Origin of the sequence: Helicobacter sp. 219-2 (assembly GCF_030053225.1) — a bacterium.
GTDB lineage: Bacteria > Campylobacterota > Campylobacteria > Campylobacterales > Helicobacteraceae > Helicobacter > Helicobacter pylori_C.
In genome coordinates this window covers 1326007-1349340 of the sequence record NZ_JASGBS010000001.1, presented here as the reverse complement: position 1 = coordinate 1349340, position 23334 = coordinate 1326007, and the positions used below count along the sequence as shown (strand labels likewise).

Genomic DNA, 23334 nt, shown 5'->3' with positions numbered 1-23334 from the left:
CCACTGATTGAAAAATGGGGCTTATCGAATCAAATGGTTTAAAAATGTTGTGTGGGTTAATGAAAGGGGGAATAATAAAAAATAGGGGATTTTTAAATGGGTTTTTGTAAAAGTTATAACAACAGAGTAGCGTTGATTGATTAAATGATTAAATGATTAAATGATTGGATGATTAAATGATTAAATGATTGAATGATTGAATGATTGAATGATTGAATGATTGAATGATTGAATGATTGAATGCCATTTCTACCCCTTTTTAAAAAAAGATAACATGGGGTGTTGTATCTAGTGGGTATTTAATCAATGGTTAATGATGCGTTTTATCTTCTTATCTTATGATGCGTTTATTTGATGATGCGTTTTATTTTGCGATGCACTTTATCTTAATTCATTTAAGGCTTTATTGATTTAAGGCTTTATTTAATTTAAAGCTTTTTATTCCTACACCCTTCCCAATCATTTCCAAATCGCTTTTATCCATTTCTTTCAAATTCTAAAAAGTTTAAGCAAACTTTAAGCATTGCATGTCTATAATTACATTTCGTTTTTAAAGACAAGCTTTAAAAAGTTCTTTAATTTGAAACAACTCAAACAAGTTATAAAAGCTAAAAAGTTTTTAAACAAGTTCAAGTCATAAAAGCCAAAAAGCTTTCAACAATAAAAAGCTCATTAGCTGATAAAACTTGGCAATTAAAAAAGATTAAAGATTAGGGATCAAGCATTTTTAGTCTTCTTTAAAGGGTTTAACATTTAAGAGCGATTATAGCAAGTTTTTAAAGAAAAACGAAGTTATTTGATTTAATATTGTTAATAGCCTATGTAAAAGTAAAGTAAAACTACAATAACTCTGTCTTATATTCATTAAGGCAGTGGTAGCGCTGAAGAATATTCGTGCAATTGTCGTTATTCATTATAAAAGGGCGGGTTTTAAAGGATATTTTAAAATTTAAAACAAGCTTTTAAGAGCAGATGGCGGATGCCTTGCCAAAGAGAGGCGATGAAGGACGTACTAGACTGCGATAAGCTATGCGGAGCTGTCAAGGAGCTTTGATGCGTAGATGTCCGAATGGGGCAACCCAACTAATAGAGATATTAGTTACTCTAATTTAGAGAGCGAACCTAGTGAAGTGAAACATCTCAGTAACTAGAGGAAAAGAAATCAACGAGATTCCCTAAGTAGTGGCGAGCGAACGGGGAAAAGGGCAAACCGAGTGCTTGCATTCGGGGTTGAGGACTGCAACATCCAAGAGAACGCTTTAGCAGAGTTACCTGGAAAGGTAAGCCATAGAAAGTGATAGCCTTGTATGCGACAAGGCGTTCTTAGGTAGCAGGATCCAGAGTAGGCCAGGACACGAGAAATCCAGGTTGAAGCCGGGGAGACCACTCTCCAACCCTAAATACTACTCTTTGAGCGATAGCGAACAAGTACCGTGAGGGAAAGGTGAAAAGAACCGCAGTGAGCGGAGTGAAATAGAACCTGAAACCATCTGCTTACAATCATTCAGAGCCCTATGATTTATCAGGGTGATGGACTGCCTTTTGCATAATGATCCTGCGAGTTGTGGTATCTGGCAAGGTTAAGCGAATGCGAAGCCGTAGCGAAAGCGAGTCTTAATAGGGCGATTAAGTCAGATGTTGCAGACCCGAAGCTAAGTGATCTATCCATGGCCAAGTTGAAACGCGTGTAATAGCGCGTGGAGGACTGAACTCGTACCCATTGAAACGGGTTGGGATGAGCTGTGGATAGGGGTGAAAGGCCAAACAAACTTAGTGATAGCTGGTTCTCTTCGAAATATATTTAGGTATAGCCTCAAGTGATAATAAAAGGGGGTAGAGCGCTGATTGGGCTAGGGCTGCTCGCCGCGGTACCAAACCCTATCAAACTTCGAATACCTTTTATCGTATCTTGGGAGTCAGGCGGTGGGTGATAAAATCAATCGTCAAAAGGGGAACAACCCAGACTACCAAATAAGGTCCCTAAGTTCTATTCTGAGTGGAAAAAGATGTGTGGCTACTCAAACAACCAGGAGGTTGGCTTAGAAGCAGCCATCCTTTAAAGAAAGCGTAACAGCTCACTGGTCTAGTGGTCATGCGCTGAAAATATAACGGGGCTAAGATAGACACCGAATTTGTAGATTGTGTTAAACACAGTGGTAGAAGAGCGTTCATACCAGCGTTGAAGGTATACCGGTAAGGAGTGCTGGAGCGGTATGAAGTGAGCATGCAGGAATGAGTAACGATAAGATATATGAGAATTGTATCCGCCGTAAATCTAAGGTTTCCTACGCGATGGTCGTCATCGTAGGGTTAGTCGGGTCCTAAGCCGAGTCCGAAAGGGGTAGGTGATGGCAAATTGGTTAATATTCCAATACCGACTATGGAGCGTGATGGGGGGACGCATAGGGTTAAGCGAGCTAGCTGATGGAAGCGCTAGTCTAAGGGCGTAGATTGGAGGGAAGGCAAATCCACCTCTGTATTTGAAACCCAAACAGGCTCTTTGAGTCCTTTTAGGACAAAGGGAGAATCGCTGATACCGTCGTGCCAAGAAAAGCCTCTAAGCATATCCATAGTCGTCCGTACCGCAAACCGACACAGGTAGATGAGATGAGTATTCTAAGGCGCGTGAAAGAACTCTGGTTAAGGAACTCTGCAAACTAGCACCGTAAGTTCGCGATAAGGTGTGCCGCAGCAATGCGGTCTCAGCAAAGAGTCCCTCCCGACTGTTTACCAAAAACACAGCACTTTGCCAACTCGTAAGAGGAAGTATAAGGTGTGACGCCTGCCCGGTGCTCGAAGGTTAAGAGGATGCGTCAGTCGCAAGATGAAGCGTTGAATTGAAGCCCGAGTAAACGGCGGCCGTAACTATAACGGTCCTAAGGTAGCGAAATTCCTTGTCGGTTAAATACCGACCTGCATGAATGGCGTAACGAGATGGGAGCTGTCTCAACCAGAGATTCAGTGAAATTGTAGTGGAGGTGAAAATTCCTCCTACCCGCGGCAAGACGGAAAGACCCCGTGGACCTTTACTACAACTTAGCACTGCTAACGGGAATATCATGCGCAGGATAGGTGGGAGGCTTTGAAGTAAGGGCTTTGGCTCTTATGGAGCCATCCTTGAGATACCACCCTTGATGTTTCTGTTAGCTAACTGGCCTGTGTTATCCACAGGCAGGACAATGCTTGGTGGGTAGTTTGACTGGGGCGGTCGCCTCCTAAAAAGTAACGGAGGCTTGCAAAGGTTGGCTCATTGCGGTTGGAAATCGCAAGTTGAGTGTAATGGCACAAGCCAGCCTGACTGTAAGACATACAAGTCAAGCAGAGACGAAAGTCGGTCATAGTGATCCGGTGGTTCTGTGTGGAAGGGCCATCGCTCAAAGGATAAAAGGTACCCCGGGGATAACAGGCTGATCTCCCCCAAGAGCTCACATCGACGGGGAGGTTTGGCACCTCGATGTCGGCTCATCGCATCCTGGGGCTGGAGCAGGTCCCAAGGGTATGGCTGTTCGCCATTTAAAGCGGTACGCGAGCTGGGTTCAGAACGTCGTGAGACAGTTCGGTCCCTATCTGCCGTGGGCGTAGGAAAGTTGAGGAGAGCTGTCCCTAGTACGAGAGGACCGGGATGGACGTGTCACTGGTGCACCAGTTGTTCTGCCAAGAGCATCGCTGGGTAGCTACACACGGATGTGATAACTGCTGAAAGCATCTAAGCAGGAAGCCAACTCCAAGATAAACTTTCCCTGAAGCTCGCACAAAGACTATGTGCTTGATAGGGTAGATGTGTAAGTGCAGTAATGCGTTTAGCTGACTACTACTAATAGAGCGTTTGGCTTGTTTTTTGCTTTTTGTATAAGATAATGACAATAAGCGCGGATAAGTTACCACTGCCTTACTGAGTGTAAGAGAGTTGGAGTTTTATAAAGACTTTTATACGATTAAACTTTAATGAGAAACAAGATAAAATCTAACTTGTTTTAATTAAGGGCTATTAACTATCTTCTAAAAACAGCTCCCTATAAAGAGAAAGGGGAGTTAAGGGTAAATGCGTTTTATCTTTAGCTCCCTTTTCCTTGTGCCTTTAGAGAAGAGGAACTACCCAGTTAACCATTCCGAACCTGGAAGTCAAGCTCTTCATCGCTGATAATACTGCTCTTTTCAAGAGTGGGAATGTAGGTCGGTGCAGGGATAGGGAAATGTTTTTTAGTCTTGCTTTTTTATCTTTTTCTTTAATCTTATTTTTAATGTTTAGTGTTTGGTTTCAATGTTGTTGGTTTGTTTTAGGGGTTTATGGTTTTATAAGCTGTTTTTATCATAAAAGGAAGCGCTCAAAAAACTTTTGGCAAAAATTATTGTAGAATTATTCTAAAAAGGATCTTCATGCCACCATTAAAAGGGATTCTTGCCGATCGCAACGATTCTAATCAATCCTGCCTGTGCATTTTTAATGTAACCATTTCAAAAGACAAAATTTTATCCAATAGTGCGCTTCAAAGCTTCACTATTAAATATTCACAGAAAAGATTGGAACTTTATGGGAAAGTTAATCAATTTATTTTAAAAGGAAAAATTTATGGACGAAATTAAAACGCTGTTAGTGGATTTTGTCCCGCAGGCAAAGCATTTTGGGATAATCTTGATCAAGGCTGTCGTTGTCTTTTGTATAGGTTTTTATTTTTCGTTTTTCTTACGAAACAAAACCTTGAAACTTTTATCCAAAAAGGATGAGATTTTAGCGAATTTTGTCGCGCAGGTTACTTTTATCTTAACCCTTATCATCACCACAATCATTACGCTCAGCACGCTAGGCGTGCAAACCACCTCTATTATCACTGTTTTAGGAACGGTGGGGATTGCTGTGGCGTTGGCTTTAAAAGATTATCTTTCAAGCATTGCTGGAGGGATAATCCTTATCATTTTACACCCTTTCAAAAAAGGAGACATCATTGAAATCTCTGGCCTAGAGGGCAAAGTAGAAGCACTTGATTTTTTTAATACCTCTTTACGCTTGCATGACGGGCGTTTGGCGGTTTTGCCCAATAGAAGTGTCGCTAATTCTAATATTATCAATGGCAATAACACTGCATGTCGGCGCATTGAATGGGTTTGTGGGGTAGGGTATGGGAGCGATATTGAACTAGTGCATAAGACGATAAAAGATGTTATTGATACAATGGAAAAAATTGATAAAAACATGCCCACTTTTATTGGAATCACGGATTTTGGATCCAGCTCATTGAATTTCACCATTAGGGTTTGGGCAAAGATTGAAGACGGGATCTTTAATGTGCGTAGCGAACTCATTGAACGCATCAAAAACGCCCTAGACGCTAACCACATTGAAATCCCTTTCAATAGGCTAGATATTGCTATTAAAAATCAAGACTCTTCTAAGTGATTGGTGTGAGGTGCATTGTAGTAATACTTGAATTTTAAAGGAGTAACATGTGTCAAGCGATTTTAAAAACATTTTCATCGGTGCAAATAATTCTAAATGCACCAAGTCTAACTTGATTGATAACGAAAAAGATCCTATCAATTCCCATTCAGTGGGTTATGATGATTTGACTATGGCTCAAAAGATGAACACCACCGCTTTATTTGTATGAGCCGATTATACGAGCGAATGCTAACTGCCTAGTAGCGGTTATCTCTGGTTGTAGGACATATAACGATGGGGCCCATTATTAAAGAGTTTGGATCAAAAGAAGCCACCCCTTTTAAAGCCAATCAATTTGACACTAACGCTTGAGTATTGTTTCATTAACGAACAAGACCTTTTAAGTCAGCTCATCAATGTTAGCGGAATTATCCCACGACATCTCATTAGCGATAAGACAAGTAGAGAACATAGGCCTAGTTTATGTGTTGGTTAAAGGCATCGCATGCAAATAGCTTAAATAAGTGCCATGACTTCATCTTTGATGCAGATTGATAACCCTTTTGAGCGATAAAGTATTAATCAGCTAGTCATTGAAGTCCCTAAATCAGCCCTAAAGAATGCAGAACTCAATCAAATTAAAAATGTATTGACTTCTCAAATCTATAACGGAGTTTATGGATTTATGGGTGGCAAGCAATGGGTGGCAAGCATGAAAAACAAAGCCCTTGGTTTTTGCCCAATGAGTTTCTAGTGCTTCATTAACTAGGGGGTGTTTTTGGGATAATTTCCCTCTCTTTAAGTGCTTTAAAAAATCCCCCAAACGCCCTAAAAGTCAGCACACAGAAAATCAAAGCTCTTTAATTTTATTCTAAAAAATGAATGAGAAAAACCCAACAAACCGCTTTATTATGACCCTATAAAAATAGGGGAGAAAAGCGAGATCTGCAATTAATCTTGCTGGATCCTCATGGTTGTGGGTATGGATAGCTCTTCTTCAGTAGGGATCTTTAAATACTCACCATTACCCACTTTTCTTGTTTGTTTCACTACAGGCTGAGAGGGCGTAGCGATCGATTCCAAACTCGCTCCAGTGCTGTTTCTTTCAGCACCGGTTGCAATGATGGTAACACGCACATGATCAATGGGGATATTCTCGCTCGTGTGTTGGCCAAACTTAACATCAACATCTTGATGGGCTTGATCTTGAATAAAATCGCATGCGTTGGAATAAGCCATCATAGGATAATCAGGGTGGTGCTCAAAAAAGACAATGATGCTCTTAGCCCCTTCAATAGAAGCGTCATCAAGAAGAGGCGATTGGATCGCATTTTCCACCGCTGCTTTAGCAGAATCTTCGCCAGTCGCTTCACCAATACCCATTAACGCAAAGCCTTTAAAACCAAGAGCGCTCTTTAAATCGGCAAAATCAACATTGATATTACCGGGTTTAGTGATGATGGTAGAAATGCCGCTCACCGCCCTAACCAAGACATCATCAACTTCCCTATAACATTCCGTGGTGCTAGCGTTTTTTTTCATGGTGAGAAGGATTTTGTCATTAGGGATAACCAAAATAGAATCGCTAGATTGCTCCAATTCTTTCAATCCCTCTTCAGCCCTCTTCTTTTTTTGATTCCCTTCGTATTTGAAAGGCTTGGTAACGACAGCAATCGTGAGCGCTCCCACTTCTTTTGCGATTTTAACGATAGTAGGGGTGGCTCCAGTCCCAGTCCCTCCTCCAAGCCCTGTAGAGATAATGACTAATTTAGCGTCTTTAATCGCTTCTCTCACTTCATTAGCGCTTTCTTCAGCGGCTTTTCTACCAATATCAGGAATCCCTCCAGCACCCAAACCTCCAGTGGATTCTTTGCCTAAAAGGATTTTAACCGGAGCGGGATTGTTTTTGAGATGCTGGCCATCAGTATTAACAGCAATGGGGGTAACATCTTGATGCACGCCGTATTCAACCAAGTGTTTAATCATGTTAGATCCCCCACCTCCAACACCGATAACGACAATCTTAGCCCCTTTATAAGCTGGATCGCTTACTTCTTCAATGCTTGCTTGACCAATATTATAATTTTCCATCTCTGATTGATGAACCATAGCCACATTCCCCTTGAGATACGATTTTTGCAAATCTTAAACTTTGATAAATAGCTAAAGGATTATACCATGTTTTCTAGCTTTTGATAACTATTTATTAAGGCGTCTTTATCGCATAAAGAAATTGTTATATCTTAAAAGATTTTAGAAATCTTATCAAGGAAACTTTTAAAAAAACCTTTTTGCTCGGTGGGTTTTACGGGTAAAAAATCATCGTTTTTAGCGGTGTTTAAAGGAGCGCTAGGGGCTTTTAAATCGCTCAAATTCCTTTCTGTAGGCGATGAATGGATATGGGGGGTAGGGCTTGATTGGTGGGCTGTTCTTGTGTAATCATCAATTTCATGGTAGCGGATAATCCCTTTAGAGTCTCTTTCGTAATTGGTATGCCCCCCTGCTTTGTATAAAATCAAGCCGACCACGACTGAAAAGCGAGGGTCTTTCAAGTCTTCAAACATGCCCATGATATTGTATTTTTCCATAGGGGCGGCCAAACGCACGGGGTAATTAGTGAAATGGGCTTTAGCCAGCTCTTTAATCCCTTTCATTAAAGCCATCCCGCCGGTTAAAACAACGCCCCCACCCAAATGCTCTTCTAAACCGCTATCTTGAATGCTTCTGTGAATGATTTGAAAAGTTTCCAAAGCCCTGTCCCTCATGATATTTTGGATTTTGCTAAGAGGCACTATATGGCTTTCATTGCCATCCGATCCGGTGGTAGGGATTTGAACACTTTGAGAGGGCGTTTCTTCGCCGCTTTCAAAAGAAAGATCCCCGTATTTGATCTTAACTTCTTCAGCGTAAGGGAATGGGGTGTTGAGCATGGACGATAGATCCGTGCTTAAATGGTGAGAGCCTATGGGTAAGTATTTGTTATAGCGTATGGAATTGCCGCTATAAATCGTAAGGTTGCATGTCTCTCCGCCTATATCCACGCAAGCCACGCCCAATTCCCTTTCATCATTAGACAAGGTAGCAATTGAAGCTGCATAAGAATTGATCACGATGTTTTCAATCTCTACCCCAGATTGGATCATGATTTTTTCTAAATTTTCAATGTTGTTTTTTTCTGTATAGACAATGTGGATAAAGACTTCTAGGCGAGTGCCGCTCATTCCTAAAGGGTCATTCACTTCTTGTTTGTCTAAAGTGAAGCGATAGGGGAGGGCATGCAAAATATGTTTGTCGTTATCCAAGCCTGCTTTAGCGCATGCGTTATTGATAGCACGATTGATTTCATCAATGGTTACCACATTATCTTTGGTGCTCGCCACACCGGTAACATCTCTAATGCTTTCCGTATAAGCCCCAGAAAAAGAAACAATCGCTTTGGTTTTAGGGTAATACGATTCCCTAAAGGAGGAAATGGGGTTATTTCGGTCTTCATCAGCGTTCAAACCCGCCATTTTTTTAGCGCTATTAATCACTTCTTTAATGGCGTTAGAAGCGTGAGCAAGGCTATTGATACGCCCTCTTTTAATGGCTTTTGAATTGATTTCTTTGGAGTCTTGATGGGCTGTGCCAATGATGCGCAAAATCCCTTCTTTAAATTCAGCCACTATCGCGCAAATCTTTCTAGAGCCTATATCAACCCCTATAACGATTTCTTTATGTTCCATGATTTCCCCTTGCATTATTGAATGTATTTGACTATCTTGTAGCGTTTTTTTAATTCTTCTATCAACGCTTTATCAAAAAAATCCGTTTTAGTGTTATTGACTAAACGCTGCATATACTGGCTTTCTTCTGCGCTAAATGAGTGGTTGAAATTTTGTTCTGTGATTTGATAGAGCACCATTTTATTATTAATAGCGATAAACCCCTTTTTTTCCTGGCGGTTAAAAAGGGCGTTGATAAACTTAGCGCTTTCTTCTTGGTTAAGCTCATTAATAGTGCCTCCAAAATTAGGGCTCACATAGCCCACGCTTTTGCCTTTAAAATCCTTAAGTTTTTCTTTGGCTAAGGTTTGTAACGCTATAAGGGTTTTTTCTTGAGTCAAGCGGGTTTTAAGAGTGCTTTTAGCTTCATTGAAATTCTGCAATTCGTCTTTGGTTTGAGAGATGAGCTGCACCACAATAAAACCATCTTTAAAAGGCTCTGGTTTTAGGATTTCAAGGGGCTTGAGAGCGGCGAGTTTTTGTGTGATTTCAGCAGTATAGGGGGAGTTGTTTTCTTCAAAATCTTGCGTGGTGTAGTTTTGCGCGTTCGCTTTTTTTAAAGCGATATAACTCCTTAAGGCTTTTTCATTCGCTTTTTGCATGCTTAAATCATGCTTGACTTGCTCTTGAACGCTTTTAAAATCCTGTAATTTCCCCTCTTTATCCAAATAAGACACCTTGTTTTTATGGTAGTATTCCTCCAACTCTTTCAAATCAGGTTTTTCCAAACTAGCGTCAAAATATAAAGAGCGTGTTTTAAAGCTTGTGGGCTTTTTAAAATCCTTTTTATGGGACTCGTAATATTTTTTCATCTCTTCTTCATTAAGAGAAATTTTAACATCATTAGGGTTTAGGATAAGAATGTCTAATTTGTCTTGCAATTTTGCCCAAAGCGATAAACTGGATTGCTCCAAAGGGGTAGTGGTTTTGGGGAAGAGAGCGCTGATTTTTTGAAGGATTAAAAGCCTTTCAACGCTTTCTTCAAAGTGTTTGGGGCGGTAATGGCTTTGCTTTAAGATATTTTTATACAATTCTTCATCAAAAATGCCATCTTTTTGAAAAACACTCGTTTTTTTGATCTCTTTCGCCACTTCTTGCTTTGTAGCGCCAAGCCCTAAATCTAAAGCGAGATTTCTCAATAGGGCTTGATTGATGAGCGAATCTAAAGCGCTTTTTTCTAAATGCATGGCTTTGATTTGATCTTCAGTGAGTTCTTTAAAATTGGGGATAGACTCAGCGTATGCGTCTTTAAGGCGGCGGTATTCTTGGGCTAATTCTTCTTGAGAAATCTTAATCTGTCCCACTTTGGCAGCGCTACCGCTATCTAAAGAAAAGCTGTATTGCCCCCAGCCTATCATCCCGGCGGCAATAAAAGCGATCGTGCTTATCCATATTGTAACCACTAAATACTTTCTATGATTTTGCATCCATTCAATCATAAGAACTCTAATCCCTTTTAAAAGATAAAAAATGTGAAATTCAGGTTTAAACAACCTTATAGTAAAATCAAATAACCTTATTTTAACCAAAGGTTATTAAAATTATCCTTATTATAGAGAGTTTTTAACATGAATTTTCAAGAAAATTTAGCCGCTTTGGATTTGGAGTATCTTTGGCACCCTTGCTCGCAAATGCAAGAGCATCAAAATTTCCCTATTATCCCCATTAAAAAGGCTCAAGGGATTTACCTCTATGATTTTAATGGTAACGCTTACATGGATTTGATCAGCTCATGGTGGGTGAATCTTTTTGGGCATAATAACGCCTACATCAGCCAGCAGCTTAAAAATCAAATTGATAATCTAGAGCATGTCCTTTTGGCTTCTTTTAGCCATAAGCCCATCATTACGCTCTCTCAAAGGCTTTGCCAGCTCACTCATATGGACAAATGCTTTTATGCGGATAACGGCTCATCTTGTATTGAAATCGCTTTGAAAATGAGCTATCACGCCCATTTTTTAAAGAATCAAACGAGCCGCAAAAGGCTTTTTTTATCGCTCTCTAATTCCTATCATGGCGAAACTTTGGGAGCTTTAAGTGTGGGCGATGTGAAACTCTATAAAGACACTTACACCCTTTTATTACTCAAAAATCTCACTACGCCTGTGCCTAAAAACGACAATGAAATAGAAAATAGTTTGAACGCTTTGAAGCGTTTGTTAGACAAGCATCATGAAGAAATTTGCGCCTTCATTGCAGAGCCTCTTTTGCAATGCGCGGGGAATATGCATATTTATAGCGCAAAATATTTAAAACAAGCCGTTTTATTGTGCAAGCAAAAAAATATCCACATTATTTTTGATGAAATCGCTACCGGGTTTGGGCGCACAGGGAGCATGTTCGCTTTTGAACAATGCGAGATTGAGCCGGATTTTTTATGCTTGTCTAAAGGGATTAGTGGGGGGTATTTGCCTTTAAGCGCGCTATTAACCCATAATGAAATCTATAACCAATTTTACGCTCCCTATGAAGAAAATAAAGCGTTTTTGCATTCGCACAGCTACACAGGAAACGCCCTAGCATGTGCATGCGCGAACGCTACGCTGGATATTTTTGAAAAAGAAAATGTTATTGAAAAGAACAAGGCTTTAAGCGGGTTTATTTTTAACGCGCTCCAAAACGCATTAAAACCCTTGATAGAGCAACAAGTGGTGTCTGATTTAAGGCATTTGGGCATGGTCTTTGCCTTTGAAGTCTTCATTCAAACCAAAGAGCGTTTGAGTTTGGCGGTTTTTAAAAAAGCGCTAACCAAAGGCCTGTTATTACGCCCTTTAAACAACACCATTTACCTCATGCCCCCTTATATTATCACGCATGAAGAAATCAAAAAGGCGATTGTGGGGCTAGTGGAAATTCTTGATGAGTTAAAAAAAGGCTGAAAGCGCTTTTTTCTGTCTGTTTGATTTCAAGAATCAAGTTTTTAACTTGATATGAAACCTATTCAATAAACCTATTCAATAAACCTATTCAATGATTTTTGGCACAACGAAGTAATGATCTTGGCTGTGTTTGTTTTGGCTTAAAATCTCTTTGGCAATGTGGGGTTGGCTTTTGGGCTCATCTTCTCTTAAGGGGGTGCATAGCTTTGTATCTGTTTTTAGCGTGCTAGTTTCTAAAGCGAAAATGTTTTCTACAAAGCCTAAAATCTCTGCTAAATGGCCTTTAACGCTCTCTTTATGCTCATCTTTAATCTCTAGCATGCTCAATTTTTCTAAGCGTTGCAGTAATGCGTCATCAATTTGCATTCTCTTCCTTTAGTTTAAAATAAGGGTTCGTCCATCGTTGCTGGGGCTTTAATGCCCATGAGTTTTAACACGCTACTAGCGATATTGTTTAGCGCTCCGTTTTTAATGGATCTAACTCCATTCCCTAAAACAAAGCAATACACGCTCCCGGCGGTGTGGTTGGTTAAGGGGTTTTGATTTTCATCTTTCATGCGTTCGCAATTCCCATGATCGCTGGTTAAAAGCATGGCGTAATCCAATTTTTTAGCCAGTGAAAGGATTTCCCCTAAACATGCATCCACCGCTTCTACCGCTTTGATGCTCGCTTCAAAATTCCCCGTATGCCCCACCATATCGCCATTAGCAAAATTCACAATGATCAAATCCGTGCCTAATTTCATTTGCTCTAACACCGCAAGGGTTACTTCTTTAGCGCTCATTTCAGGCTTTAAGTCATAAGTGGTAACTTTTGGGCTTTGGATAAGCACTCGGTTTTCATTTTTAAAAGGCGTTTCCACTCCGCCATTGATGAAAAAGGTTACATGTGCGTATTTTTCAGTTTCAGCGATATGGCTTTGGGTCAGGTTGTGCTGAGAGACCACTTCAGCGAGCGTGTTTTGAACGCTTTCTTTGGGGAATAAAATAGGGTAGGGGAAAGTGTTATCATAAGGCGTCATGGTAGCGATATGGAGTTTTTTAAAAGTTTCGCGCTTAAAGCCGCTAAATTCCTTTTGGCCTAAAGCGCTCACGATTTCTCTAGCCCTATCATTCCTGAAATTGATAAAAATAAAACTTTCATCATCTTGCATGCCGCAATAATCTTTAAAACAAGCGGGCATGATAAATTCATCGGTGGTATTTTTATCATACTGGCTTTGGATATACTCGCTAGGGCTTAAAGGCGTGTGATTAAGCCCCATTAAGCTATGATACGCAAGCTCAATCCTTTCAAAGCGATTATCCCTATCCATGGCATAAAAACGACCGCTTATGGTAGCGATTTGAATGTTTTCATTGCAGATATTTTGCATTTGTTTTAAATAAGTTAAAGCGCTTTTAGGAGCCACATCGCGCCCATCGGTGATTAAATGCAGACAGACTTTTTTATGGGATTTTTCACACTCTAAAGCCAAAGCGATAAAATGCTCAATGTGTGAATGCACGCCTCCATCGCTCATTAAACCCATAAGATGCACCACTTTGCTTTTGTGGATCGTGTTTAAAAAAGCGGGGTTGTTTTTTAAGCCATCGTTTTGAAGGCTTAAAGAAATTTTAACTAAATCTTGATACAGCACCCTGCCAGCCCCAATACACATATGCCCCACTTCAGAATTCCCCATTTGCCCCTCAGGTAAGCCCACGCTCAAGCCATGCGTATCAATCAGGCTATAAGGCAAGGTTTTAAACATCAAGTCGTAAGTGGGTTTTTTAGCATGAAAGAATGCGTTATGATCGCTATCTTTACGATACCCAATGCCATCAGTGATGATCAAAAGAGTTTTTTGCGCCATTTTTAGGACTTTTTAAAGCTCTTGCATGAGGGTGATGTGGTTAGCTAAAATCGCATTCCTTTGCCCTGGAGAGCAATTTTTGCACACTTCTTGTTTTTTGGAAGCGGTTTTGGTGCTGCTTTTTGCATTATTTTTATTGTTTTTGGGGCGTTTTTGACTCACTTTAGCCGGTTTTTGAGGGCTTTTTTTAGCGGGTGTGAAATCAGCGTTGTTGATTTGAGCCAAATACATGGGTTTATCTTTTGCTTTTTCTGGCTTACTGGTTGTTTGCTCGCTAGTTGTCTCTTTCATTTCTTGGGATTTTTCTGCTTGGGTTTGCTCTGTTTGAGTTTCTTTGGTGGCTAAGGTTTGGGGCATGGCGTCGCCGATAGGGTCTAAATCCAGATTGCTATTAGCGCTTTTTTGCAATTCTTGGTCATTACTAGACTGCGAATCAAAGATTTTAGATTCTTTCAAACGCCTGATCCTGTCTTGTATATCTTCATAATATTTTTCAGCATCAGCGTTAGACTTTTCGTTTTTTTCCCAACGACTGCCCTTGTTGTAAGATTTAATCATGTTTTTTAGATTGTCATGGTAGCGTGTTTTCCAATAGAGCAACTCTTTTAAAGCCACTTCAGAAGCAAACGCATCGTTTTTAATGAGCAATTCCCCCATCACATTACGCAAAAAGGGGCTATCATTATGCCCATAGCTTTTTAGAACGCTTGGGATATAAGAATGATACACGCCCGCACTCGGATCTGAAAAATTGATTTTATAAACCCCTGCGCATGACTCTTTCCATGCAATGCCTGCCATTTCATAGCCTAAATTTTCTTTAGAGCCGAATTGATAAGCGGCTTTTAAGACTTCTTTTTGCTTAGCGTTAAAGTCTTTAATACTATCGCAATTGGTCATCATGACTTTAGTAACGGGCGATTTGAGTTTGTTTTTAACCCCTTTAGCGGACTTATGCTCTGTTTTAGTGGGGCTTTCTGTTGCGGCTAAGCTTAAAGATGCGCTTAAGGCTGTGCCTAGAAATAAGGCTTTAAAGATGGTGTGAGTGAGTGGGGTTAAATGTTTCAAAACGCCTACCTTTTGTATTGAGAAATAAACTAAACTAAGAATAAATTCAAGTATAATTCTAACATGATTTAGTCTTAAAAGTGATTTTGTTTTTTAGGGAGAATTGAGATTTTGCATTCAGATGAATTGTTAGTAGAGATTTTAGTTGAAGAATTGCCCGCGCAAGCGTTATTGAATGAATATAAAGAAATGCCTAAAAAACTCCACGCTCTTTTTCAAAAGTGCACTTTAGAAGTGGGAAATATAGAGATTTTTTACACCCCTAGGCGTTTGTGTTTGTTGGTTAAAGATTTTCCTCTTTTAACCCAAGAAACCAAAGAGGAATTTTTTGGGCCTCCCGTTAAAATCGCATGCAATCATCAAGATAAAACGCAAGGGTTGAACGAGTTAGGTTTAGGGTTTTATCAAAAATTAGGGTTAAAAGATCACCAGCATTTCCAAACAGCGTTTAAAAACAATAAAGAGGTGCTTTATCACGCTAAAATCCATGCGAAAGAGCCTACAAAAGACTTAATCATGCCCATTGTGTTAGAGTTTTTAGAGGGTTTGAATTTTGGGAAGTCTATGCGTTGGGGCAGCGTGGAAAAAAGCTTTATCAGACCCATTCATAATATTTGCGTGTTGTTTAATGGGGAAAATTTTAACGGTATTGAAGTTAAAGAGTATGGTTTTAAAACCAAGCAAGCCACAAAAGTGCACCGACAAGAGGGTTTTGATTTTATTCAAGTGGATAGCCCTAAAGCGTATTTTGAAGTTTTAGAAAAAAACCATGTCATTTTAGACCCTAAAAAGCGCGAAGCTAAAATCTTACAAGAAATTAAAGAGTTAGAAACAAAGCATAACATCATCGTAGAAATAGATAGGGATCTATTAGATGAGGTGGTAGCGATCACGGAATACCCCAGCGCGCTTTTAGGGGAGTTTGACAAAGCGTTTTTAAAATTACCCAGTGAAATCATCACCACTTCCATGAAAGAAAACCAACGCTATTTTGCAGCCTTTAATCAAAAAGGCCAAGAAAGCCCAACATTGCACAACGGCTTTATTGTGGTGAGCAACGCTATCAATAAAGACAAGCAAAAAATCATTGCAGGCAATCAAAAGGTTTTAAAAGCCCGTTTGAGCGATGCGGTTTTCTTTTATGAAAACGATCTCAAAAAGCCTTTAGATAACGCCCCTTTAGAGAGCGTGGTTTTTGTGCAAGGTTTAGGGACTCTGAAAGATAAAATGGAGCGAGAAGCAATCATCGCTCAATATTTGACGCAAAAATACGCTTCATCTTTAAACATGCCTTTAGAAAAAGCCCTTGAGTTGGTTGGTCGAGCCGTTAGAATCGCTAAGGCGGATTTACTCAGTGAAGTGGTGTATGAATTTAGCGAGCTTCAAGGGATCATGGGCTATTACTACGCTTTAAAACAAAACGAAAACGAGTTAGTCGCCTTGAGTGTGAAAGAGCAGTATTTGCCCGCAAGCGAAAACGCTCCCTTGCCCTCTAGCGTTTTTAGCACGATCGTGGCTTTGAGCTTGAAATTAGACAGCTTGTTTTCTCTTTTTAGCGTGGGTAAAATCCCTAGCGGATCTAAAGATCCTTTTGCTTTAAGGCGCTTGAGTTTTGGGCTATTGAAAATCGTTGTGCATTATGGGTTAGAATTTGATTTGAAAGCGGATTTAAAAAACCTCTTTGAAAGAGTGGGCGTTTATCAAAGCTTTGATTTAGAGATTTTAGAGAAGTTTTTACTGGAACGCTTTAATAATTTAATAGATTGTAACCCCTCTATTATAAGGAGCGTGTTAAACACCAACGAGCGAGACATTGTTAAAATCATTCAAAAAGTCAAAGCCTTAAAACGCTTTTTAGACGATCCCAAGAACGCTCAAAAAAAAGAGTTGCTTTTTAGCGCTTTCAAACGCCTAGCCAATATCAATAAAGACAGAAGCCCTAACGAATCAAGCGAGTTTTCTATAAGTCTTTTCAAAGAATCGCAAGAGCATGCCCTTTTTGAAGCGTTCAATGCGATCAAAACAAGCGCTTTTGAGAGTTTGGATAGCAAAATAGAGGCTTATTTTGGTTTGCATGCGCCTTTAGAAGAATATTTTAAAAGCGTGCTAGTGATGGATAAAGATATAGAAATCCAAAAAAATCGTAAAAATTTCTTGTGGAGCGTGTATCAAAGTTTCTTAGAAATTGGGGACATTAAAGAAATTGCGATTTAGCGGCTTCAAACGCAAAGTCCAGCGTTTTTGTTTGGGGGTAACTTTTTTGATGAGTATGTTTGGTGCGAGCATGCTTGAAGCAAAAACCTTTACCCTACAAGAATTTTTCAAAGAAGTAGAAACCAACTCTATGGAGTTGATCGGTAAAAAAGCCGATTTTAAAAGCCGTTTGAATGAGCAACGCTCCGTGAACGCTTGGGATTTCCCTTACATTGAGAATGAAACTTCTATGGTGAAAAACTTCCAAGGCATTATAGAAGCGCAACCCAGAACCCTTTTAGTGGTAAGACCCAAGCTCCCATGGGTGAGTTCGCTTTTATCCAAAAGCCTTTCTATTAAAACCATTCAATACGATAAAAGTTATCAATTAAATAAAAATCTCGCTTTTATTGGCGCTAAACGCCTTTATTTGACTTATGTGATGACTAAAGAAAAATATCAGGTGTATGTGCAACGAGAAGCAAACTTTTATTCGCAGCTCAAAATCGCTAAAGAAAAAGTCAAAGCCGGCAGCATGAGCGAAAAGGACTATATCAACTTCAATAATTCTTATTTGGAATCCAAACTCGCTAAAACCAATGTGGAAACCAAACTCATAGATTTAGAAAAAATGCTAGACACGATGCTAGCGATTGTGGAGCCGGTCAAAGAGGGGGCGCATTTTGACACTTATTTAAACCATTTGCATGATGTCAAGGTGATCGGTTTGGATTTTGAATACGTGCGATTAGAACCTGAAGCTTTAAAGTTCAAATTGGATCGCTCGTTGTATGTGGATATTTTGGATTTGACGGCCAAAGATTATCAGGTGAATGCGAAATTGGCTAATAGAGATGTGTTTAATGAGTTTGAATTTGGGATTGGCTCTGAAAGCTACAACTCTTCCACTAATCTTTCTGTAGAAGTGCGTATCCCTTTACCGGTAACGCCTAAAAATATCTATCAAAAGCGTAAATTCTTGGATTTGCAAAGCGGGACGCTCGCGCAAAATGAAGTGATGAAACGAAACATTAGAATCAACGCCAATTCCTACTTAAACCAGCTCAAAACCAAAGAAGCATACATTGAAACCCAAAAAGAAGCCATTGCCAATAAGAAGCGTTTGATGGAAATGGGGCGCATCGCTTATGAAGCCCAAAAAATCGGACTTTTTGAATACTTGATTTATCAAAATTCTTACATGGACGCCCTCATCACTCTAGCGGAAGCTAAAATTGAATACATTGACATTAGCGCGCTTTTAGAAGAAACTTTAGGGGAGAGCTTGACCAGATTAGGAGTATTGCATTGAAGCGATCACTATTGTGGCTGATGTTAATGGGCGTTTTTTCAATGGGCGTTTCTTTAAAGGCTAGAGAGTATCCAGAAATTGTTTTAGAAGAAAAAAATTTGCAACCCATGGGGTTAAAGGTTGTTAAATTAGATAAAGAAATTTTTAGTAAAGGGCTTCCTTTTAACGCTTATATTGATTTTGATAGTAAAAGCTCTGTGGTGCAGAGCTTGAGTTTTGATGCGTCTGTGGTCGCGGTTTATAAAAGAGAGGGCGAGCAGGTGAAAATGGGGGATGCGATCTGTGAAGTGAGCTCTATTGATTTGAGCAATTTGTATTTTGAATTGCAAAACAACCAAAATAAATTAAAAATCGCTAAAGATATTACTAAAAAAGATTTAGAGCTTTATAAGGCTGGGGTGATCCCTAAAAGAGAGTATCAAACTAGCTATTTAGCCAGCCAGGAAATGGGCTTAAAGGTGGAACAATTAGAGAGCGCGTTTAAAAGCTTTGGGGTGGATCCCAAAAACCCTAAAGGGCAGTATGGTTTTAGGATTGTGGCTAGCGATAGCGGTCTTTTAGCGTTAGCGCCTAAAAATGTGGGCGAGAAGATTTTAGCTTTCACTAGCTATGTGCGTATTTCAAAAAGCGATGATTTGATCGCTCAAATTAAATTACCTATAGGCGTTTCTAAATCCATTAAAAGAGATTCGCCGGTCTATAATGAAGAGGGGGAAAAAATTGGAAAGATTCAAAGCGTTTCGGTGGTGTTGGACAAAGGCTCTAACACGATTTTAGCCACCGCTTTATTAGATGAGGGCAATTACCATGTGGGGGAAATGGTAGAAATGTATATTCAAGGCTCACAGCCTAAAGGCTCGGTTTTGATCCCTTCAAACGCTTTGATTAGAAACGGAAAGGATTACCTAGTGTTTGTGAGGACGCCTAAAGGTTTTAGGCCTGTGGTGGTTCAAGTTTTAGAAGAGCGCAGCAAGATTTTTATCGTGAACGCTCAAAATTTACACCCTAATGACAGCGTGGCAGTGGGGTCATTGATAGGGTTAAAAGGCATGATCAACAATTTAGGGGAAGAATAATGCTCGCTTCCATTATTGAATTTTCCTTACGCCAGCGAATAATCGTGATTGTTTGTGCGATTCTTGTTTTGTTTTTTGGGACTTATAGTTTTATCAATACTCCAGTAGATGCTTTCCCGGATATTTCGCCCACTCAAGTTAAAATCATTTTAAAACTCCCTGGCTCTAGCCCTGAAGAAATGGAAAACAACATCGTGCGCCCTTTAGAATTGGAGCTTTTAGGGCTAAAAGGGCAAAAATCTTTAAGAAGTATTTCAAAATATTCTATTTCAGATATTACGATAGATTTTGATGACAGCGTGGATATTTATTTAGCGAGAAACATTGTTAATGAACGCTTGAGCAGCGTGATGAAAGATTTACCCGTAGGAGTTGAAGGGGGCATGGCGCCCATTGTTACGCCGTTGTCAGACATCTTTATGTTCACTATTGATGGCAATATCACCGAGATAGAAAAACGACAGCTTTTAGACTTTGTGATCCGCCCGCAATTAAGAATGATTAGCGGCGTGGCGGATGTCAATTCTATTGGAGGCTTTAGCAGAGCGTTTGTGATTGTGCCGGATTTTAATGACATGGCAAGGCTTGGGATAAGCATTTCTGATTTAGAAGAGGCTGTGAGAGTGAATTTAAGAAACAGCGGAGCGGGGCGCGTGGATAGAGATGGCGAAACCTTTTTAGTCAAAATCCAAACCGCTTCTTTGAGTTTAGAAGACATTGGCAAAATCACCGTTTCCACTAATTTAGGGCATTTGCACATTAAGGATTTTGCAAAAGTTATCAGCCAATCTCGCACCCGCTTAGGGTTTGTTACTAAAGATGGTGTGGGCGAGACCACAGAGGGCTTGGTGCTTTCTTTAAAAGACGCTAACACCAAAGAAATCATCGCTCAAGTGTATCAAAAACTAGAAGAATTAAAACCCTTTTTACCGAGTGGCGTGTCCATTAATGTTTTTTATGATCGATCAGAATTCACGCAAAAAGCCATTGCCACGGTTTCTAAAACGCTCATTGAAGCCGTTGTTTTAATCATTATCACGCTCTTTTTATTCTTAGGGAATTTAAGAGCGAGCGTGGCTGTGGGGGTGATCTTACCCTTAAGTTTGTCCGTGGCGTTTATTTTTATCAAACTTAGCGATTTGACTTTAAACTTGATGAGTTTAGGGGGGTTGGTTATCGCTATAGGCATGCTCATTGACTCAGCTGTAGTGGTGGTGGAAAACGCTTTTGAAAAATTGAGTGCTAACACTAAAACCACTAAACTCCATGCGATCTATCGCTCATGCAAAGAAATCGCTGTTTCGGTGGTGAGCGGGGTGGTGATTATTATTGTGTTTTTTGTGCCGATTCTAACCTTACAGGGGTTAGAGGGCAAGATGTTTAGGCCTTTAGTGCAAAGCATTGTGTATGCGCTTTTAGGCACTTTAGTTTTATCCATCACTATCATTCCTGTAGTGAGCTCTCTTGTTTTAAAAGCCACGCCCCATAGCGAAACCTTTTTAACGAGGTTTTTAAACAGAATCTACGCCCCTTTATTGGAATTTTTTGTGCGTAACCCTAAAAAAGTGATTTTAGGAGCGTTTGTTTTTTTAATCGCAAGCCTTTCTTTATTCCCTTTCGTGGGGAAGAATTTCATGCCCGCTTTAGATGAGGGCGATGTGGTTTTGAGCGTGGAAACCACCCCTTCTATTTCTTTAGATCAATCCAGGGATCTCATGTTAAACATTGAAAGTGCGATTAAAAAGCATGTCAAAGAAGTCAAAAGCATTGTCGCACGCACAGGGAGCGATGAATTGGGGCTGGATTTAGGGGGCTTGAATCAAACCGATACTTTTATTTCTTTCATCCCTAAAAAAGAATGGAGCGTTAAAACCAAAGATGAATTACTAGAAAAAATCATAGATTCTTTAAAAGACTTTAAGGGGATTAACTTTTCTTTCACCCAACCCATTGAAATGAGGATTTCTGAAATGCTTACAGGGGTTAGGGGGGATTTAGCGGTTAAGATTTTTGGAGATGATATTAGCGAATTGAATAAATTGAGTTTCCAAATCGCGCAGGCTCTAAAAGGGATTAAAGGATCTAGTGAAGTTTTAACCACGCTCAATGAGGGCGTGAATTATTTGTATGTAACCCCTAATAAAGAAGCGATGGCGGATGTGGGGATCACTAGCGATGAATTTTCCAAGTTTTTAAAATCCGCTTTAGAGGGCTTGATCGTGGATGTGATCCCTACAGGGATTTCACGCACGCCGGTGATGATCCGCCAAGAGAGCGATTTTGCAAGCTCTATCACTAAAATCAAAAGTTTAGCCTTGACTTCAAAATATGGCGTTTTAGTGCCTATCACTTCTATCGCTAAAATTGAAGAAGTGGATGGCCCTGTTTCTATCGTGCGTGAAAATTCAATGCGCATGAGCGTGGTTCGCAGTAATGTGGTGGGGCGCGATTTGAACTCTTTTGTAGAAGAGGCTAAAAAAGTGATCACTCAAAACATCAAACTCCCTCCCAGCTACTATATCACTTATGGAGGGCAGTTTGAAAACCAGCAACGGGCCAATAAAAGGCTTTCCACCGTTATCCCTTTAAGCATCTTAGCGATTTTTTTCATTCTTTTTTTCACTTTTAAAAGCATTCCTTTAGCCTTACTCATTCTTTTGAATATCCCTTTTGCGGTTACTGGAGGCCTTATTGCGTTGTTTGCGCTAGGGGAGTATATTTCAGTGCCAGCGAGCGTGGGCTTTATCGCTCTTTTTGGGATTGCGGTTTTAAACGGCGTGGTGATGATAGGTTATTTTAAAGAGCTTTTATTGCAAGGAAAAAGCGTAGAAGAATGCGTTTTATTGGGCGCTAAAAGGCGTTTGAGGCCGGTTTTAATGACCGCTTGCATCGCCGGTTTGGGTTTGATACCTTTATTGTTTTCTCATAGCGTGGGATCAGAAGTCCAAAAACCTTTAGCGATCGTGGTGCTTGGAGGCTTAGTCACCTCAAGCGCTCTAACCTTACTCTTACTGCCGCCCATGTTCATGCTCATCGCTAAAAAGATTAAAATCAATTAAGGGATTTCACATGCTCGCTTTAGAAATTTATATTGATATTTGCTTGAAAGACGCTTTAATAGATTATTTATTTGGAAAAGGCTTTGATGATTTTTTTTATGTGGAATGCTATAAATACGCCGCTTCTTCGCTGCTTTTAAGCCAAAAAGAGCAGGTGAGCGGGCGTAAAGACTACGCTAAATTCAAGCTTTTTTTAAGCGATGAGATCGCTTTATCTCTGGCAAAAGATTTAAAAAATCAGTTCGCTTCTAAAGAAATGAAATTGTTTTATTCTCAAACGCATGGGCTGTAAAACGCATGCGCTTATCAAACGGATTTCAGTAAAATATGCTATAACACAAACCAATAAAGGAGTGAAGATGTATGCTATAACCTTTGATCTTGACACCAATTGCCTGAATGAAAACGCAGTGAATCTCTCAAAAGTTTATTCGGATATTCGTAAATTCATGGAGCAACACGGCTTCAAATGGCAACAAGGCAGCGTGTATTTTGGCGATGAGACCATCAACGCCGTTACTTGCGTCGCTACGGTGCAAATTTTAGCCAAGCAAATACCAAGCTTTGCGATCTGTGTTAAAGATGTGAGAATGTTAAAAATAGAAGAAAATAACGATCTGATGCCAGCGATTAAAATTGTTTTGTGAAATTGAGTATAATAAGAGTCGCATAAATTGTATTAGCAATTTGTAATGATTGTTATTCTTAAAAATTCGCTTTCTCTCTCTAGTCAGCCGCTTTATCTTTTCA

16 protein-coding genes, 2 rRNA genes and 1 pseudogene are annotated in these 23334 nt (G+C 39.8%); 12 read left to right on the top strand and 7 right to left on the bottom strand.

The features are described from left to right. Positions 1 to 21: 21 nt before the first annotated feature. A pseudogene (locus P6280_RS07720) lies at positions 22 to 299 on the bottom strand (hypothetical protein). A 653-nt stretch (positions 300 to 952) separates the two neighbouring features. Here P6280_RS07720 and P6280_RS06515 point away from each other — a divergent pair. The 5 genes from P6280_RS06515 to P6280_RS06495 all read left to right on the top strand — a co-directional run bounded on the left by P6280_RS06515 (position 953) and on the right by P6280_RS06495 (position 5606). Then, positions 953 to 3839 (top strand): 23S ribosomal RNA (locus tag P6280_RS06515). 229 nt (positions 3840 to 4068) lie between these two features. Then, positions 4069 to 4186, top strand: a 5S ribosomal RNA gene (gene rrf, locus P6280_RS06510). Between the two features lie 191 nt (positions 4187 to 4377). Continuing rightward, on the top strand, positions 4378 to 4584 hold the full coding sequence (locus tag P6280_RS06505; protein ID WP_283237330.1) for a hypothetical protein: 207 nt from the start codon (positions 4378 to 4380) through the stop codon (positions 4582 to 4584). Further along, the gene (gene mscS, locus P6280_RS06500; RefSeq protein WP_096398703.1) at positions 4571 to 5395 is read left to right on the top strand and encodes a small-conductance mechanosensitive channel MscS; all 825 of its coding nucleotides are present in this window, start codon (positions 4571 to 4573) and stop codon (positions 5393 to 5395) included. Before P6280_RS06505 ends, mscS begins: the two co-directional genes overlap by 14 nt. Before the next feature lie 49 nt (positions 5396 to 5444). Next, positions 5445 to 5606 (top strand): hypothetical protein, encoded by a 162-nt coding sequence (locus tag P6280_RS06495; RefSeq protein ID WP_283237329.1) that lies wholly within the window; start codon positions 5445 to 5447, stop codon positions 5604 to 5606. 722 nt (positions 5607 to 6328) lie between these two features. Here P6280_RS06495 and ftsZ read toward each other — a convergent pair. The 3 genes from ftsZ to P6280_RS06480 form a co-directional block, all read right to left on the bottom strand. Further along, entirely contained in the window at positions 6329 to 7486 is a 1158-nt protein-coding gene (gene ftsZ / locus P6280_RS06490) for a cell division protein FtsZ (protein WP_015642573.1), read from the bottom strand. A gap of 134 nt (positions 7487 to 7620) precedes the next feature. Further along, positions 7621 to 9117: a cell division protein FtsA gene (gene ftsA / locus P6280_RS06485; protein ID WP_283237328.1), complete on the bottom strand. Its 1497-nt coding sequence runs from the start codon at positions 9115 to 9117 to the stop codon at positions 7621 to 7623. Further along, positions 9117 to 10580 carry a peptidylprolyl isomerase gene (locus tag P6280_RS06480; protein ID WP_283237327.1) on the bottom strand — a complete coding sequence of 488 codons (1464 nt, stop codon included), beginning with the start codon at positions 10578 to 10580 and terminating at the stop codon, positions 9117 to 9119. The genes ftsA and P6280_RS06480 overlap by 1 nt, the downstream gene beginning before the upstream one ends. A gap of 129 nt (positions 10581 to 10709) precedes the next feature. Between P6280_RS06480 and P6280_RS06475 the strand changes: the two genes are divergently transcribed. Next, positions 10710 to 12020, top strand: coding sequence for an adenosylmethionine--8-amino-7-oxononanoate transaminase (locus P6280_RS06475; RefSeq protein WP_283237326.1), 1311 nt, complete (start codon positions 10710 to 10712; stop codon positions 12018 to 12020). 84 nt (positions 12021 to 12104) lie between these two features. Here the strand turns inward: P6280_RS06475 and gatC are convergent, their stop codons facing one another. Genes gatC through P6280_RS06460 form a run of 3 tightly spaced genes read right to left on the bottom strand, consistent with a single transcriptional unit; the run spans position 12105 to position 14944 of the window. Beyond that, complete coding sequence (gene gatC, locus P6280_RS06470) at positions 12105 to 12386, bottom strand: Asp-tRNA(Asn)/Glu-tRNA(Gln) amidotransferase subunit GatC (protein ID WP_021308694.1); 282 nt, start codon at positions 12384 to 12386, stop codon at positions 12105 to 12107. A gap of 14 nt (positions 12387 to 12400) precedes the next feature. Further along, positions 12401 to 13876: a 2,3-bisphosphoglycerate-independent phosphoglycerate mutase gene (gene gpmI, locus P6280_RS06465; RefSeq protein WP_283237325.1), complete on the bottom strand. Its 1476-nt coding sequence runs from the start codon at positions 13874 to 13876 to the stop codon at positions 12401 to 12403. A gap of 12 nt (positions 13877 to 13888) precedes the next feature. Further along, positions 13889 to 14944: a hypothetical protein gene (locus P6280_RS06460; RefSeq protein ID WP_283237324.1), complete on the bottom strand. Its 1056-nt coding sequence runs from the start codon at positions 14942 to 14944 to the stop codon at positions 13889 to 13891. A gap of 111 nt (positions 14945 to 15055) precedes the next feature. Here P6280_RS06460 and glyS point away from each other — a divergent pair, with 111 nt between their 5' ends. The 6 genes from glyS (at position 15056) to P6280_RS06430 (ending at position 23231) form a co-directional block, all read left to right on the top strand. After that, positions 15056 to 17158 (top strand): glycine--tRNA ligase subunit beta, encoded by a 2103-nt coding sequence (glyS, locus tag P6280_RS06455; protein WP_283237323.1) that lies wholly within the window; start codon positions 15056 to 15058, stop codon positions 17156 to 17158. Continuing rightward, positions 17148 to 18449 carry a TolC family protein gene (locus P6280_RS06450; protein WP_283237322.1) on the top strand — a complete coding sequence of 434 codons (1302 nt, stop codon included), beginning with the start codon at positions 17148 to 17150 and terminating at the stop codon, positions 18447 to 18449. Before glyS ends, P6280_RS06450 begins: the two co-directional genes overlap by 11 nt. Continuing rightward, positions 18446 to 19525 carry an efflux RND transporter periplasmic adaptor subunit gene (locus P6280_RS06445; RefSeq protein WP_283237321.1) on the top strand — a complete coding sequence of 360 codons (1080 nt, stop codon included), beginning with the start codon at positions 18446 to 18448 and terminating at the stop codon, positions 19523 to 19525. Before P6280_RS06450 ends, P6280_RS06445 begins: the two co-directional genes overlap by 4 nt. Then, positions 19525 to 22584: an efflux RND transporter permease subunit gene (locus tag P6280_RS06440; protein WP_283237320.1), complete on the top strand. Its 3060-nt coding sequence runs from the start codon at positions 19525 to 19527 to the stop codon at positions 22582 to 22584. Before P6280_RS06445 ends, P6280_RS06440 begins: the two co-directional genes overlap by 1 nt. 10 nt (positions 22585 to 22594) lie before the next feature. After that, complete coding sequence (locus P6280_RS06435) at positions 22595 to 22876, top strand: DUF3240 family protein (protein ID WP_283237319.1); 282 nt, start codon at positions 22595 to 22597, stop codon at positions 22874 to 22876. A 67-nt stretch (positions 22877 to 22943) separates the two neighbouring features. Next, the gene (locus tag P6280_RS06430; protein ID WP_000270927.1) at positions 22944 to 23231 is read left to right on the top strand and encodes an endoribonuclease VapD; all 288 of its coding nucleotides are present in this window, start codon (positions 22944 to 22946) and stop codon (positions 23229 to 23231) included. The last annotated feature ends 103 nt before the right edge of the window (positions 23232 to 23334 follow it).